This window comes from Streptomyces sp. NBC_00670, assembly GCF_036226765.1.
Taxonomy (GTDB): domain Bacteria; phylum Actinomycetota; class Actinomycetes; order Streptomycetales; family Streptomycetaceae; genus Streptomyces.
On the sequence record NZ_CP109017.1, the window covers coordinates 1,590,764 to 1,605,290 of the forward strand.

The following is a 14,527-nucleotide window of genomic DNA, read 5'->3' on the forward strand; positions in this document are numbered from 1 at the left end:
GTGGTGATCGGTGGAACACCCCTGTACCGGGTGATCCACTACTCAAGTGTCACTCAGCGCCCGGTGAGGCGCCTGGCGTTTTCCAGGTGCGCGGTGAGCCGCTTCTGGATGCGCTCGGTGGCCTCGTCCAGCGCCTTGCGGGTGCGCCGCCCGCTGCCGTCGCCCGCTTCGAAGGGTTCGCCGAAGACGACGTCCACGCGCGAGCGCAGCGGGGGCAGCGCCTTTATCAACCGTCCGGGACGGTCCGTGCTTCCCAGCACCGCGACCGGGACGATCGGGGCGCCGCTGCGCACCGCGAAGTAGGCGAGCCCGGCGCGCAGCGAGGCGAAGTCGCCCTCGCCCCGGGTGCCCTCCGGGAAGATGCCCAGGACTCCGCCGTCCGCCAGCACACCGAGCGCCTGCCCGATGGCCGTGCGGTCGGTGGCGTGGCGGTCCACCTTCAGCTGGCCGATGCCGGTCAGGAAGCGTCCCAGCGGGCCGACGAACGCCTCCTTCTTGATCAGGAAGTGCGTCGGCCGGGGCGCCACGCCCATGACCATCGGGCCGTCGACGTTGTGCGAGTGGTTGACGGCGAAGATCAGCGGACCGGTGGTGGGCACCCGCCAGGCGCCGAGGACGCGCGGCTTCCACAGCCCGTACATCAGTCCGACGCCGATGCGCCGGCCCACCTCGGCACCACGCTCCGAGACAGCTCCCGCCGGGGGCGCGGACGGATGGCTCACTTCCCGGCCCGCTTCTCCTCGACGAGGGTGACGACGCACTCGACGACCTGCTGGAGGGTCAGCTCGGTGGTGTCCACCTCGACCGCGTCGTCCGCCTTGGCCAGCGGGGAGGTCTTGCGGCCGGAGTCGGCGGCGTCCCGCTTGATCAGGGCCTCGCGGGTCGCGTTGACGTCGGCGCCCTTGAGCTCGCCGCTGCGGCGGGCGGCGCGCGCCTCCGGGGAGGCGGTGAGGAAGATCTTCAGGTCGGCGTCGGGCAGCACGGTCGTGCCGATGTCGCGGCCCTCGACGACGATGCCCCGCGTGGCACCCGCGGCGAGCGAGCGCTGCAGCTCGGTGATCCGGGCCCGCACCTCGGGCACCGCGCTGACGGCGCTGACCTTGGCGGTGACCTCCTGGGTGCGGATCGGGCCGGCCACGTCGGTGCCGTCGACCGTGATCGTCGGCCGCTCCGGGTCGGTGCCGGAGACGATCTCGGGCTTGCCGGCCGCGTCGGCGATCGCCGACGGGTCGTCTATGTCGATGCCGTTGGTCACCATCCACCAGGTGATCGCCCGGTACTGGGCGCCGGTGTCCAGGTAGCTCAGGCCGAGCTGTGCGGCCACGGCCTTCGACGTGCTCGACTTGCCCGTGCCGGAGGGGCCGTCGATGGCGACAATCACTGCCGGGACGCTTTCCACGGTGGAACACCTTCCAGGTGCAGGGTGGTGGGTGAAGGGTGGTGCGGGACGCGAGAGCGTCCCGCACAAGGTTACTGGCTCACCGGCACCCCTCCGACAGCCGAGCCCGGCCCACCGCCGACGGTCACCGGCGGACGGTCACTGGCGGATCGCCCAGCCCCGTTCCCGCAGCGCCGCCGTGAGGACGGGCGCGCGGCTCGGCTCCACCATCAGCTGGACGTGACCCGCCTGCTGCCCGGTCGCGTGCTCGATGCGGACGTCCTCGATGTTGACGCCGGCCATCCCCGCGTCGGCGAAGATGCGGGCCAGCTGGCCCGGCTGGTCGTCGATGAGCACGGCGACGACCTCGTAGGCGCGCGGGGCGCTGCCGTGCTTGCCGGGGACCCGGACCTGTCCGGCGTTGCCGCGCCGCAGGATGGTCTCGATGCCCTCGGTGCCCTCGCGCCGCTTGGCGTCGTCGGCGGACTGCAGGGCGCGCAGGGCCCGTACGGTGTCGTCGAGGTCGGCGGCGACGTCGGTGAGCAGGTCGGCGACGGGGCCCGGGTTGGCGGAGAGGATGTCGATCCACATCCGGGGGTCGGAGGCGGCGATCCGGGTCACGTCCCGGATGCCCTGCCCGCACAGCCGTACGGCGCTCTCCTCGGCGTGCTGGAGCCGGGCGGCGACCATGCTGGACACCAGGTGCGGCATGTGCGAGACGAGCGCGACGGCGCGGTCGTGGGCGTCGGCGTCCATCACGACGGGGACGGCACGGCAGTGCGAGACCAGTTCGAGGGCGAGGTTGAGCACCTCGGTGTCGGTGTCCCGGGTGGGGGTCAGCACCCAGGGGCGGCCCTCGAAGAGGTCCCCGGTGGCGGCCAGCGGCCCGGACTTCTCGCGGCCGGACATGGGGTGCGTGCCGAGGTAGCGGGCGAGCAGCTCGTCGTCCAGGCCGAGGGACGCCAGTTCGCGGCGCGGGCCGCCCTTGACGCTGGCCACGTCGAGGTAGCCGTAGCCGAGGCCGCGCCGCATGGCGTCGGCGAGCACGGTGGCGACGTGGGCGGGCGGGGCGGCGACGAGCACCAGGTCGACCGGGTCCTGGGGGGTCTCGTCGGTGCCGGCGCCGAGCGCGGCGGCCGTCCGGGCCTGCTCGGGGTCGTGGTCGGCGAGGTGCACGGTGACGCCGCGCTGCGCCAGCGCGAGCGCGGCGGAGGTGCCGATCAGCCCCGTACCGAGGACGAGTGCGGTTCTCACTGGGCGATGTCCTTGCGCAGGGCGGCTGCGGCGCCGAGGTAGACGTGGGCGATGTCGGCCCGCGGCCGGTCGGTCTCGACGTGCGCGAGTATCCGCACGACCCGGGGCATGGCGCCCGCGATGTCGAGTTCCTGGGCGCAGATCAGGGGCACGTCGACGATGCCGAGCTTGCGGGCGGCGACCGCCGGGAAGTCGCTGTGCAGATCGGGCGTGGCCGTGAACCAGATGCTGATCAGGTCCTCGGCGGTCAGCCCGTTCCGCTCCATCAGCGCGGTGAGCAGCTCGCCGACCTGCTCGCTCATGTGTCCGGCCTCGTCCCGCTCGAGCTGGACGGCGCCCCGGACCGCTCGTACCGCCACGTGCTGCTCCTCGCTGATGTCGCCTACGGCGTGCGTGCAGATGCTGTAGGTCAAGCGTAGTCAGCGAGGAGGGCGCCGGGACCCCGGCGCCCGTCTGCCGAGACGGTACGAGCGGGGCACCGGCCTACAGCTCGACCTCCTGCATCAGCATGCCGACCTCCGTGTTGGACAGCCGCCGCAGCCAGCCCGACTTCTGGTCGCCCAGGGTGATCGGGCCGAACGCCGTGCGGACGAGCTTGTCGACCGGGAACCCCGCCTCCGCCAGCATCCGCCGCACGATGTGCTTGCGGCCCTCGTGCAGGGTGACCTCGACGAGGTAGTTCTTGCCGGTCTGCTCGACCACCCGGAAGTGGTCCGCGCGCGCGTACCCGTCCTCGAGCTGGATGCCGTCCTTGAGCCGCTTGCCGAGGTCGCGCGGGATGGGGCCGACGATGTGCGCGAGGTAGGTCTTGCGCACGCCGTAGCGCGGGTGGGTCAGCCGGTGGGCCAGCTCGCCGTGGTTAGTGAGCAGGATGACACCCTCGGTCTCGGTGTCGAGCCGGCCGACGTGGAAGAGCCGGGTCTCGCGGTTGGTGACGTAGTCACCGAGGCACTGCCGGCCGTCGGGGTCCTCCATCGTGGAGACGACGCCGGCGGGCTTGTTCAGCGAGAAGAACTGGTACGACTGCGTGGCGACGGTGAGCCCGTCGACCTTGATCTCGTCGTGCTCGGGGTCGACCCGCTTGCCCTGCTCCAGCACGATCTCGCCGTTGACCTCGACGCGGGCGTCCTCGATCAGCTCCTCGCAGGCGCGGCGGGAGCCGTAGCCGGCGCGGGCGAGGACCTTCTGGAGCCGCTCGCCCTCCTGCTCGGCGCCGGGGAAGGTCTTCGGCGGCCGGACGTCCTTCTTGCCGGCGTACCGCTCGCGGTTGCGCTCCTCGGCACGGGCCTCGTACTCGCGGGAGCGGGCCGGGGCCGAACGGCCGCCGCGGCCGGTGCCGCCGCCGCCCTGCTGGGGCTGGCGGGGGCCGCCCTTGGCCCCGCCGCGCGCGCCGGCACCCCGTGCGGAGTCGCCGCGGCCGGACTTCGGGCCGTCCTTGGTGGCGCCGGGACCGACGTCGTAACGGCGCTCCTCGGGGCGGGGCCGGCGGGGGCGGCCGCCCTGCCCCTGCCTGTCGTCCCTGTTGTTGCCGGCACCGCGGTGGTTACCGCGCCCGCCGCTCTTGCCGCTGCCGCTGCTTCGCATCAAAGTTCCGTCGTCGTCGTGTACGAGTGAATCCCGGTGCCCGGGGCGCGGTCCTCGTCCGGGTCCGGCGCGTCCGGGTCGAACGACGGTACGCCCTCCTGGGTGTCGGCCTCGATCGCCTCCGCCTCCGGGAGGAAGGGCGCGAGCTCCGGGAGTTCGTCCAGGCCGCGCAGGCCCATCCGCTCCAGGAAGTAGTTCGTCGTCACGTACAGGATCGCACCTGTTTCGGGTTCCGTGCCCGCCTCCTCCACCAGCCCGCGCTGGAGGAGGGTGCGCATGACGCCGTCGCAGTTGACCCCGCGGACGGCGGAGACGCGGCTGCGGCTGACCGGCTGGCGGTAGGCGACGACCGCGAGGGTCTCCAGCGCCGCCTGGGTGAGCCGGGCCTGCTGCCCGTCCAGGACGAAGCGTTCGACGGCGGGGGCGTAGTCGGCGCGGGTGTAGAAGCGCCAGCCGTTCGCGACGAAGCGCAGCTCGAAGCCGCGGCGCTGTGCCGTGTACTCGTCGGCCAGCTCGCGCAGGGCGCGGGTGATCTCGCGGCGGGGCCGCTGGAGGATCTTGGCGAGGTGCGCCTCGGTGGCGGGCTCGTCGACGACCATGAGGACGGCCTCGAGGGCGGGCTTGAGGTCGAGCCCGGCGACGGGGTCGAGGGCGGGGCCGGTGCCGGCCTCCGGCTCACCGGCGAACTGCTCACTCACGCGTCCTTCTCCTCCTTCTTCTCCTGCGGGCGGTCGAACTCGTCCGTGACGGTGGGCTGTTGGTCACCGTCGCCGCCGGTCCAGCGGACCAGCAGCTCGCCGAGGGCGGTCTCCTGGTCCAGGGCGACGGCCTTCTCGCGGTAGAGCTCCAGGAGGGCGAGGAACCGGGCGACGACGGTGAGGGTGTCGTCGGTGTCCTCGACGAGCATCCGGAAGCTGGCCTCGCCGAGCTCGCGCAGCCGGGCCACGACGATGCCGGCCTGCTCGCGGACGCTCACCAGCGGGGCGTGGATGTGGTCGACGTAGACCTGCGGCTTGGGCTTGGGCTGCATCGCCTTGACGGCGAGCCGGGCGAACCCCTCGGGTCCGATGCTGATCACGACGTCGGGGAGCAGCTCGGCGTGGTGCGGTTCGAGGCCGACGGTACGGGGATGGCGGCGGGCCTCGGCTTCGGCGCACCCGTGGAAGATCTCGGCGATCCGCTTGTACGCGCGGTACTGGAGCAGTCGCGCGAACAGCAGGTCGCGCGCCTCCAGCAGGGCGAGGTCGGCCTCGTCCTCGACCTCGGCGGTGGGCAGCAGCCGGGCCGCCTTGAGGTCGAGCAGGGTGGCCGCGACGACGAGGAACTCGGTCGTCCGGTCCAGATCCCAGTCGCTCCCCATCCCCCGGATGTGCGCCATGAACTCGTCGGTCACCTTCGACAGGGCGACCTCGGTGACGTCCAGCTTGTGCCGCGAGATCAACTGCAACAACAGATCGAACGGCCCCTCGAAGTTCACCAACCGCACGGTGAACACACCGTCCGGCTCGGCAGGCGACTCGGGCAGTGGTTCCGTGTCGACGACGCGCTCGGGCGGTGTTGGCGCTTCGGCGGCCTGCTCGGACGACGGCGCGGGGGGCGATGGCGCGGCGGCCTGCTCGGGGGGCGTGAGGGCGTGGGGCGAGGCGGGGCCGGAGCCCAGAGGTCGGCGCCGGCCGCGGGGGGAGTCGGGCGGGGTCATAGCGCTCGCAGGCTACCTTCTGCCGTCCACGACGCGGGGCCACCGACCTGGCTGAAGGCGCGGGGAACTGCGCAATCTTTCGGGGGTCCGGGGGCGCAGCCCCCGGGGTCGGGAAGGGAAGGGAAGGGGCGGCGGGGGCGAGGAAAAGCCGCCTACCGCCCCCGCAACCGCCGCACCAGGATGCTGGCGTCCCCACGCTGCTCCAGGTCCGCCAGGACCACGGCAACGGCCTCGCGGACGATACGGCCGCGATCCACCGCCAGCCCGTGCTCCCCGCGCAGCACCAGCCGCGCGTGCTCCAGGTCCATCAACTCCTCGGCGGAGACATAGACCGTGATCTTCTCGTCGTGCCGTTCCCGCCCACTGGGCCGCCGATTCGCGTTCCGTCCGCGCCGACGGGGCTGCGCCGCTGCGGCGGGCACACCACCGCTCTCCGGCGCACCCGGCCGCCGTGCCGTCGCGGCACCCGCACCGGCACCCGTCCCGGGCACGGCCCCGCCCGGCGAGCGCGCCCCGCGGGACTCACCGCTCTCCGCGCCGGAGTCCGCGGCGACGTGTTCGTCGCCCTCCCCGTCGCCGCCCTGCACCGGCACCGCCGCCGGGGCGTCCTCCGCGGCCGCGGCCGCGTCGCCCTCCCCCGCGGGGGCCGGCACCCGGGCCTCGCCGTTGGTCTGGCGCCGGGGGGTGGACGCCTGGAGCGCCATCCCCCCTGTCGTACGGAACAGTTCGTCGGCCCCCGGCAGACTCACTCGGCGTGACACCGGGCGAGCACCTCCCTGGCGAGCTGGCGATAGGCGGCGGCACCGACGGAGTTGGAGGCGTACGTGGTGATCGGCTCACCGGCGACCGTGGTCTCCGGGAAGCGGACCGTCCGTCCGATGACCGTGTGGTACACGTGGTCGTCGAACGCCTCGACGACACGCGCGAGCACCTCACGGCTGTGCACCGTGCGCGAGTCGTACATCGTGGCGAGGATGCCGTCGAGCTCCAGCTCGGGGTTGAGCCGCTCCTGGACCTTCTCGATCGTCTCGGTGAGCAGCGCGACGCCGCGCAGCGCGAAGAACTCGCACTCCAGCGGCACGATGACCTTGTGCGCGGCGGTCAGCGCGTTGACCGTGAGCAGGCCGAGCGAGGGCTGGCAGTCGATGACGATGTAGTCGTAGTCGGACATCAGCGGCTTGAGCGCGCGTTGCAGCGTCGACTCGCGCGCGACCTCCGACACGAGCTGCACCTCGGCGGCCGAGAGGTCGATGTTGCTGGGCAGCAGGTCCATGTTGGGGACCGCGGTCTTCAGCAGCACCTCGTCGGCGGCCATGCCCCGCTCCATGAGCAGGTTGTAGACCGTGAGGTCGAGTTCCATCGGGTTGACCCCGAGCCCCACGGACAGCGCGCCCTGCGGGTCGAAGTCGACGAGCAGCACCCGGCGTCCGTACTCCGCGAGCGCGGCGCCCAGGTTGATGGTCGACGTCGTCTTGCCGACGCCGCCCTTCTGGTTGCACATCGCGATGATCTTCGCGGGGCCGTGGTCCGTGAGCGGGCCCGGGATGGGGAAGTACGGCAGCGGACGCCCGGTCGGTCCGATGCGCTCACGCCGCTGACGGGCCGCGTCGGGCGCGAGCGTGGCCGCGTACTCGGGGTCGGGCTCGTACTCCGCGTCGGGGTCGTAGAAGTGCCCGTCGGGCAGTTCGTCGTAGTCGGCGAAGTGGTTGTGCACCTCGCCCCTGCTGTCGCCGGCCATGGCGTTCACGTGTGGGCCATCCATGCTCTGGTGTGCTGTCGGAGCCATGTGGGGGCTGTGGCTCTGGTGGGCTGCGAAGGTACGGACAGCGACGGAGCCGACAGCCTCGAGCCTCGCGGGGTCCGACCCTCGCGCAGGCATTCCTGGTTGACCACCCCCGGGAGTGAATGTCGACTCGTTCACAAGTCGTCTTACCTCCTTGGTGACCAGGAAACTTCTAGACAGGTCAGCGTGGCACCATGCCGACGGTTGGCGACTCTATGGCGTGTCGGCCGTCCGCAGCAACACAATCCGCCGGACCCGGCCCGATGTGTCGGCAATGAAACATCCCCCTGTCAAGGGCGTACGGAGGGCGTACAGCTGCTGAATGCCGGATTCGTCCCGTGCGCGAATCGGTAGAACGGTTGTTTTTGCGACGAGTTGAACGAGCGTCGCAAAGTGACCATACACACACCCGGCCGGACCTTGTCGACAAGGTCCGGCCGGGTGCGCGGCGTTGACCGCGAATGTTGACCTGTCGCCTTGTGGCACAGGCGACTTGCGGAGAGATGTGACGGCACGACGGAGCGCGCCGTGCCCCCGCCGCTCAGCCGAGCAGGGTGGACAGCTCCACGTGCTCCAGGCCGTGTGCCTCGGCGACCTCCTTGTAAACCACCTTGCCCTCATGGACGTTGAGCCCCTTGGCGAGCGCGGGGTCGCGGCGCAGCGCCTCCACCCAGCCCCGGTCGGCCAGTTCCACGATGTACGGCAGCGTGGCGTTGGTGAGCGCGTAGGTGGAGGTGTTGGGGACGGCGCCGGGCATGTTGGCGACGCAGTAGAACACCGACTCGTGCACCGGGAAGGCCGGTTCGGCGTGCGTGGTGGGGCGGGAGTCCTCGAAGCAGCCGCCCTGGTCGATCGCGATGTCGACAAGGACACTTCCCGGCTTCATCCGGGAGACCAGTTCGTTGGTGACCAGTTTCGGCGCCTTGGCGCCCGGGACGAGCACCGCGCCGATGACGAGGTCGGCCTCCAGGCACGCCCGCTCCAGTTCGAAGGCGTTGGAGACGACGGTCTGGATCCGGGTGCCGAAGATCTTGTCGGCTTCCTTGAGCTTGTTGATGTCCTTGTCGAGCAGGGTCACGTGGAAGCCCATGCCGATGGCGATCTGTGCGGCGTTCCAGCCGGAGACGCCGCCGCCGATGACGACGGCCCGCCCGGCCGGCACGCCGGGGACGCCGCCGGGCAGCACCCCGCGCCCGCCGCCCGCGCGCATCAGGTGGTAGGCGCCGACCTGCGGGGCGAGCCGGCCGGCCACCTCGGACATGGGCGCGAGCAGCGGCAGCGCGCGGCCGGGCAGTTCGACGGTCTCGTAGGCGATGGCGGTGGTGCCCGACTCCAGCAGTGCGTCGGTGCACTCCTTGGAGGCGGCCAGGTGCAGATAGGTGAAGAGGATCTGGTCCTTGCGCAGCCGGTGGTACTCCTCGGCCACCGGCTCCTTCACCTTCAGCAGCAGATCGGCCGCCGCCCACACCTCGTCGGCGGTGTCCAGGATGCGGGCGCCGGCGGCGGTGTACTCGTCGTCCGTGAGGGAGGAACCGAGGCCCGCGCCCCGCTCCACCACGACCTGGTGACCCCCTCGAACGAGCTCGTGCACACCGGCCGGGGTGATGGCCACGCGGAACTCGTTGTTCTTGACCTCGCGGGGAATACCGACCTTCACGTCGATCACGGTCCTTGGTTCGCAGGAAACGTCAATGACTACATACCCGGACGCGTGAGGGCACACCGGGGCAGACCGCACGAGAAGGTGCGGCCAAATCAGTCTAATGAAGGTGTTCCCTCTGTCCAGCCTTCCAAAGGGCAAATCTTCTGCGGATGCACTACGGATTTCGTAGGTGTTTCAGGCTGTGTTCCTTGCCGTCACGCTTCTGCGCCGTCCGGTGCCGTGCCGGGCTCCGCCGCCCGCAGCCGCTCGGCGGCGCCCCGGTGCAGCCGGGCCCCCGCCGGATCGCCCGTGCGCTCCAGTGCCTCGGCGAGCCGGGTGTGCAGGGCCGACTGCAACCGTCCGTCCTCCGCGCGCCGGGCCAGTTCGACCGCCTCCTGATACGTCTGAAGTGCCTCGTCCGCGCGTCCCGCGGCCTCCTGCACCCCGGCCAGCTCGCCCAGCGCCCGCGCCTGTGCGACGACGTCGCCGCCGCGCCGGTGCCCGGTGACCGCGGACCGCCAGGAGCGCAGCGCCTCCGCGTACCGCCCCGCCCGGGCGTGCGCCCCGCCGATGCGGCCGTGCAGCCGGGCGGCGTCCGCGCGCTCGTCCCGGGCGAGCCGCTGGGCGAGCGCCCGCCCGAACCAGTCGGCGGCCCGGTCGGGATCCCCCAGCGCCAGGTGGGCGGCGCCGACGGATTCCGTCGCGCGGCCGGTCGCGTACGGGTCGCCCGCCTCACGCCCGGCGTCCAGCGCGGCCCGGTAGCGGGTCAGCGCGTCCCGGTCGCGCCCGGCCCGGGCGTCCAGGTCGGCGAGGTTGAGCAGCGCCGCCGCCCGTTCCCGGGGCAGGTGGCGGCGTTCGGCGACGTCGAGGACGAGCCGGTGGATGCCGTACAGCTCGGGCGCGGCGGCCTGGGTGCCGAGGTGCGCCACCATGGCGCGCACCAGCTGTGACATCAGCCGGCGGGCCAGGGTGTCCAGCTCCCCGTCGGCGACGGCGAGCCGGGCGGCGGCCAGCAGCGCGGGCTGCCGGGCGCGCAGCCAGTCGGCGGCGGCACGCGGGTCGGCGAAGCGCAGCGCGGGCGGGGTGGCCAGCAGTTTCTCCCGGGAGGCGGGGCTGTCGGTCTCGGTGACGGCACGGCAGGACTGCAGCAGCCGCAGGGTGCGCTCCAGCATCCGGGCGCGGGCGAGGCGCAGCTCGCCGGGGCGGTCCTCGGCCTCGGCGCGGGCGCGCAGCAGGGGCTGGAGGCAGCCGGGGACCTCGTACTGCGGCAGTTCGGTGGGCAGGCGGTGCAGGAACCCGGCGTCCACGCACTCGTCGAGGACGCCGCGGGCGGCGCCCATCGAGCAGCCGGCCAGTGCGGAGGCGGTGTGCGGGTCGGCCGGGACGGCGGGGACGAGGGAGAGCAGCCGCAGCATCCGCCGCGCACCGGCGGGCAGTCCGGCGTAGGCGAGCCGGAAGACGCGGGAGAGCGGGGCGCCGCCCTCGGTGTCGGCGTCCAGATGCCGGGTGACGTCGGCGACGGCGGCCTTGGGCCGGGCGGCCAGCCAGCCCCCGGCGAGGACCAGCGCGGCGGGCTGGCCGCCGCACGTCTCGGCGAGCTGCTCGGCGGCGCGCGGGTCGACGGTGATGCGGACGGCGCCGGTGCGGCGGGCGAGCAGGGTCACCGCGGAGGCGGTGTCCAGGCCGCCGACCGTGCAGGGGCGGACGTCGGAGATGCCGGTCAGCGGCCCTCGGGAGACGGCGACGACGAGGCAGTCGGGGCTGTCCGGCAGCAGCGCGTCGACCTGTTCGGCGCCGGCCGCGTCGTCCAGCAGGAGCAGTACGCGCCGCTCGCCGAGGGCGTCGCGCAGCAACTGGCTCAGCTCGTCCTCGTCGGCCCCGGGCGGTACGGGCCGGCCGAGCGCGGCCAGCAGCTGCCGGGCGGTGCGCTCGGTGGGGACGGGGGTGCCGTCGGGTTCGCTCAGGCGGGCGCGCAGGACTCCGTCCTCATAGCGGTCGGCCACCCTTCGCAGCAGTTCCTCGGCGAGGGCGGTGCGGCCCTGACCCGGGCGCCCGGCAATGAGCAGTACCCGGGCGCGGGGGGCCTTGCGGCCGGAGAGGGTGTCGAGGCCGGCGCGGGCGATGTCGGCGCGCAGTTCCCGCAGTTCGTGGGCGCGGCCGAGGAACTCGGCGTCGGGGGCGGAGCGATCGGGGTGCCGGCGGTCGTCGGCCGGTCGCTCCGGGGACCGGCTCTCCGGGAGCCGGCGCCCGGCGGGGGCCGTGTCCGGCGCGGGGCCGGGCAGTCCGCCGCCGTCGGTGTCCACCGCCTGATCCGTCACGGGTCACGCTCCCGTCCCACTGCGCGCGCACGGACCCGCCGCACTCCGCACGGGTCGTCCGTCAGAGCCTAGTTGACGCTCCGTGCCCTTCCCGGCGGACCGGGGCGGGCACGGCACGCGGCTCACCCGATCGGATCAGGCGATCGTAGGACTTGCCAGGGGGGAGCGTGCTCACGCCTCGAACGGGCGGGCCGGCCACGGGGCGAGCGCCGGGCGCAGGGCGTCCAGGCCCTCTCCGTTCCGCGCCGCCACGAGCGACAGCGCGCCGACGACGAGGCAGTTGTTGTGCAGCTCCCCGGCGAGCACCCCGCGCACCAGCTCGGCCACGGGCACCCGGGCGAGCTCCATGTCGGCCTCCTCGTGCTCGACCTCGAACCGCTCCCCCTCCGCCTCGGACAGATCACGGGCGAGGAAGATCCGCACGGCCTCGTCGCAGCCGCCGGGGGTGGTGTAGACGTCGGTGAGGACCCGCCAGTCCTCGGCCTTGACGTGCGCCTCCTCGTACAGCTCGCGCTGCGCGGCGTGCAGCGGGTTCTCACCGGGGACGTCGAGCAGCCCGGCCGGGATCTCCCACAGCCGCTGGCGCACCGGGTGGCGGTACTGGCGCAGCACCAGGACGCGGTCCTCGTCGTCCAGGGCGAGGACGGCCACCGAGCCGGGGTGCACCTGGTAGTCCCGGCGTGCGACCGACCCGTCGGGCATGACCACCTCGTCGGTGCGGACGGAGGTCTTGTTGCCCCGGAAGGGAGTCCCGGTGCCCCGGATCTCCCACTCCTCGGCGGCGTCCTTGATCGTCATGCCTGTCCTTCCCCATGAGCCGCAGGGGCCCCATGTGCGCGAAACCGGGGTGCGCGCCCGTCGGAACCCCGGGGTTCCGGGGACCCGCACCCCGGCCACCGTACAGCCGTCGTACGCCCCGACGGCCGTCCGGCTACTTCGCGGTCTTGCGCGCGACCGCCGCCTTGACCAGCCCGGCGAAGAGCGGGTGCGGGCGGGTCGGGCGGGAGCGCAGCTCCGGGTGGGCCTGGGTGGCCACCAGGTAGGGGTGGACCTCGCGCGGGTACTCCAGGTACTCCACGAGCTTGCCGTCCGGGGAGGTGCCGGAGAACAGCAGCCCGGCCTTCTTCTCCAGCTCCGCGCGGTAGGTGTTGTTCACCTCGTAGCGGTGGCGGTGGCGCTCCTCGACGTACTCCTTGCCGTCGTACACCTCGCGCACGATCGAGCCCTCGGCGAGCTTGGCCGGGTACATGCCGAGCCGCATGGTGCCGCCCATGTCGCCCTCACCTGCGACGATGTCGAGCTGTTCGGCCATGGTGGAGATGACCGGGTGGGCGGTGGCCGGGTCGAACTCGGTGGAGTTGGCGTCGTCCACGCCGGCCAGGTTGCGCGCGGCCTCGATCACGACGCACTGGAGGCCGAGGCAGAGGCCGAGCAGCGGGATGCGCTGCTCACGGGCGTACCGGATGGCGCCGACCTTGCCGGTCACGCCGCGCTCGCCGAAGCCGCCGGGGATGCAGATGGCGTCGACGTCGCCGAGTTCGCGGGCGGCGCCCGCCGGGGTCTTGCAGTCGTCGGAGGTGACCCACTTGATCTTCACGCGGGCCTTGTTGGCGAAGCCGCCGGCGCGCAGGGCCTCGGTGACGGAGAGGTAGGCGTCGGGCAGGTCGATGTACTTGCCGACGAGGGCGAGGGTGACCTCGTGGTCGGGGTTGTGGACGCGGTCGAGCAGGTCGTCCCAGGTCGTCCAGTCCACGTCGCGGAACGGCAGGTCCAGCTTGCGGACGACATAGGCGTCCAGGCCCTCGCCGTGCACGGTCTTGGGGATGTCGTAGATCGAGCGGGCGTCCGGGCAGGCGACCACGGCGGCCTCGTCGACGTCGCACATCAGCGAGATCTTCCGCTTGATGGCGGTGGGCACCTCGCGGTCGCAGCGCAGCACGATCGCGTCCGGCTGGATGCCGATGTTGCGCAGGGCGGCGACGGAGTGCTGGGTCGGCTTGGTCTTCAGCTCGCCGGAGGGGCCGATGTAGGGCAGCAGGGAGATGTGCACGACGAAGACGTTGTCGCGGCCCACCTCGTGGCGGACCTGGCGGACGGTCTCCAGGAAGGGCAGCGACTCGATGTCGCCGACCGTGCCGCCGACCTCCGTGATGACGACGTCCACCTCGTCGGTGGCCATGCGCCGGATGCGGTGCTTGATCTCGTTGGTGATGTGCGGGATGACCTGCACGGTGTCGCCCAGGTACTCGCCGCGCCGCTCCTTGGCGATCACCGTGGAGTACACCTGGCCGGTGGTGACGTTGGCGGAGCCGTCCAGATCGCGGTCGAGGAACCGCTCGTAGTGGCCGATGTCCAGGTCGGTCTCGGCGCCGTCGTTGGTGACGAAGACCTCACCGTGCTGGAAGGGGTTCATCGTGCCGGGGTCGACGTTCAGGTAGGGGTCGAGCTTCTGCATCACGACCCGCAGGCCCCGGGCCTTGAGCAGCATGCCGAGGCTGGAGGCGGTCAGGCCCTTGCCGAGCGAGGAGGCGACACCCCCGGTGACGAAGATGTGCTTGGTCGTCGTGGCTGTGCTGTTGCGGAAAGCAGCGGGCGGCATGGCCAAGAGGGGGCTCCCGTGGTCGCGGTCTGGAGTGCGGAGCGGCGCGTTGCTTTCCGGAGGTTTCCGGGGGCGCCGTCGCTGCGGTTCGGGGGTTTGAAGTCCACCGGTCCACGGGCTACCAGCGTAACAGCGACGGAGAGGAGCCGCTCCCAGCGGCTCCCTCCCGGGATGCTCCCGCCGCCTTCCCCGGGGTTCCGCCGCAGGCCTCCCCGGGTTCCGCGTCCGGCCTTCCCGGGTTCCTCCGCGGTCCTCCCGGGGTTCTCCCGC

At 72.6% G+C, this 14,527-nt stretch carries 13 protein-coding genes; all 13 read right to left on the bottom strand.

Annotated features, from left to right (window positions below; all coding sequences use genetic code 11):
* Positions 1 to 53: 53 nt before the first annotated feature.
* On the bottom strand, positions 54 to 761 hold the full coding sequence (locus OIE12_RS07090; RefSeq protein WP_443053773.1) for a lysophospholipid acyltransferase family protein: 708 nt from the start codon (positions 759 to 761) through the stop codon (positions 54 to 56).
* On the bottom strand, positions 719 to 1,399 hold the full coding sequence (cmk, locus tag OIE12_RS07095) for a (d)CMP kinase (protein ID WP_329132868.1): 681 nt from the start codon (positions 1,397 to 1,399) through the stop codon (positions 719 to 721). The genes OIE12_RS07090 and cmk overlap by 43 nt, the downstream gene beginning before the upstream one ends.
* Before the next feature lie 138 nt (positions 1,400 to 1,537).
* On the bottom strand, positions 1,538 to 2,632 hold the full coding sequence (locus OIE12_RS07100) for a prephenate dehydrogenase (protein ID WP_329132870.1): 1,095 nt from the start codon (positions 2,630 to 2,632) through the stop codon (positions 1,538 to 1,540).
* Positions 2,629 to 2,991: a chorismate mutase gene (gene aroH / locus OIE12_RS07105; RefSeq protein ID WP_329141755.1), complete on the bottom strand. Its 363-nt coding sequence runs from the start codon at positions 2,989 to 2,991 to the stop codon at positions 2,629 to 2,631. The genes OIE12_RS07100 and aroH overlap by 4 nt, the downstream gene beginning before the upstream one ends.
* Before the next feature lie 124 nt (positions 2,992 to 3,115).
* Positions 3,116 to 4,216: a pseudouridine synthase gene (locus tag OIE12_RS07110; protein WP_329132872.1), complete on the bottom strand. Its 1,101-nt coding sequence runs from the start codon at positions 4,214 to 4,216 to the stop codon at positions 3,116 to 3,118.
* Positions 4,216 to 4,914 (bottom strand): SMC-Scp complex subunit ScpB, encoded by a 699-nt coding sequence (scpB, locus tag OIE12_RS07115; protein ID WP_329132874.1) that lies wholly within the window; start codon positions 4,912 to 4,914, stop codon positions 4,216 to 4,218. The genes OIE12_RS07110 and scpB overlap by 1 nt, the downstream gene beginning before the upstream one ends.
* Positions 4,911 to 5,915 carry a segregation and condensation protein A gene (locus OIE12_RS07120; protein WP_329132876.1) on the bottom strand — a complete coding sequence of 335 codons (1,005 nt, stop codon included), beginning with the start codon at positions 5,913 to 5,915 and terminating at the stop codon, positions 4,911 to 4,913. Before OIE12_RS07120 ends, scpB begins: the two co-directional genes overlap by 4 nt.
* Positions 5,916 to 6,067: 152 nt before the next feature.
* Positions 6,068 to 6,676: a hypothetical protein gene (locus tag OIE12_RS07125; RefSeq protein ID WP_329132878.1), complete on the bottom strand. Its 609-nt coding sequence runs from the start codon at positions 6,674 to 6,676 to the stop codon at positions 6,068 to 6,070.
* Positions 6,661 to 7,794, bottom strand: a complete 1,134-nt coding sequence (locus tag OIE12_RS07130) for a ParA family protein (protein WP_329132879.1) — start codon at positions 7,792 to 7,794, stop codon at positions 6,661 to 6,663. The genes OIE12_RS07125 and OIE12_RS07130 overlap by 16 nt, the downstream gene beginning before the upstream one ends.
* Positions 7,795 to 8,239: 445 nt before the next feature.
* Complete coding sequence (gene ald / locus OIE12_RS07135; RefSeq protein WP_329132881.1) at positions 8,240 to 9,364, bottom strand: alanine dehydrogenase; 1,125 nt, start codon at positions 9,362 to 9,364, stop codon at positions 8,240 to 8,242.
* Positions 9,365 to 9,555: 191 nt separating this feature from the next.
* Entirely contained in the window at positions 9,556 to 11,658 is a 2,103-nt protein-coding gene (locus OIE12_RS07140) for a tetratricopeptide repeat protein (protein WP_329132884.1), read from the bottom strand.
* A 171-nt stretch (positions 11,659 to 11,829) separates the two neighbouring features.
* The gene (locus OIE12_RS07145) at positions 11,830 to 12,456 is read right to left on the bottom strand and encodes an NUDIX hydrolase (RefSeq protein WP_329132886.1); all 627 of its coding nucleotides are present in this window, start codon (positions 12,454 to 12,456) and stop codon (positions 11,830 to 11,832) included.
* 133 nt (positions 12,457 to 12,589) lie between these two features.
* The gene (locus OIE12_RS07150; protein WP_329132888.1) at positions 12,590 to 14,257 is read right to left on the bottom strand and encodes a CTP synthase; all 1,668 of its coding nucleotides are present in this window, start codon (positions 14,255 to 14,257) and stop codon (positions 12,590 to 12,592) included.
* Positions 14,258 to 14,527: the final 270 nt, after the last annotated feature.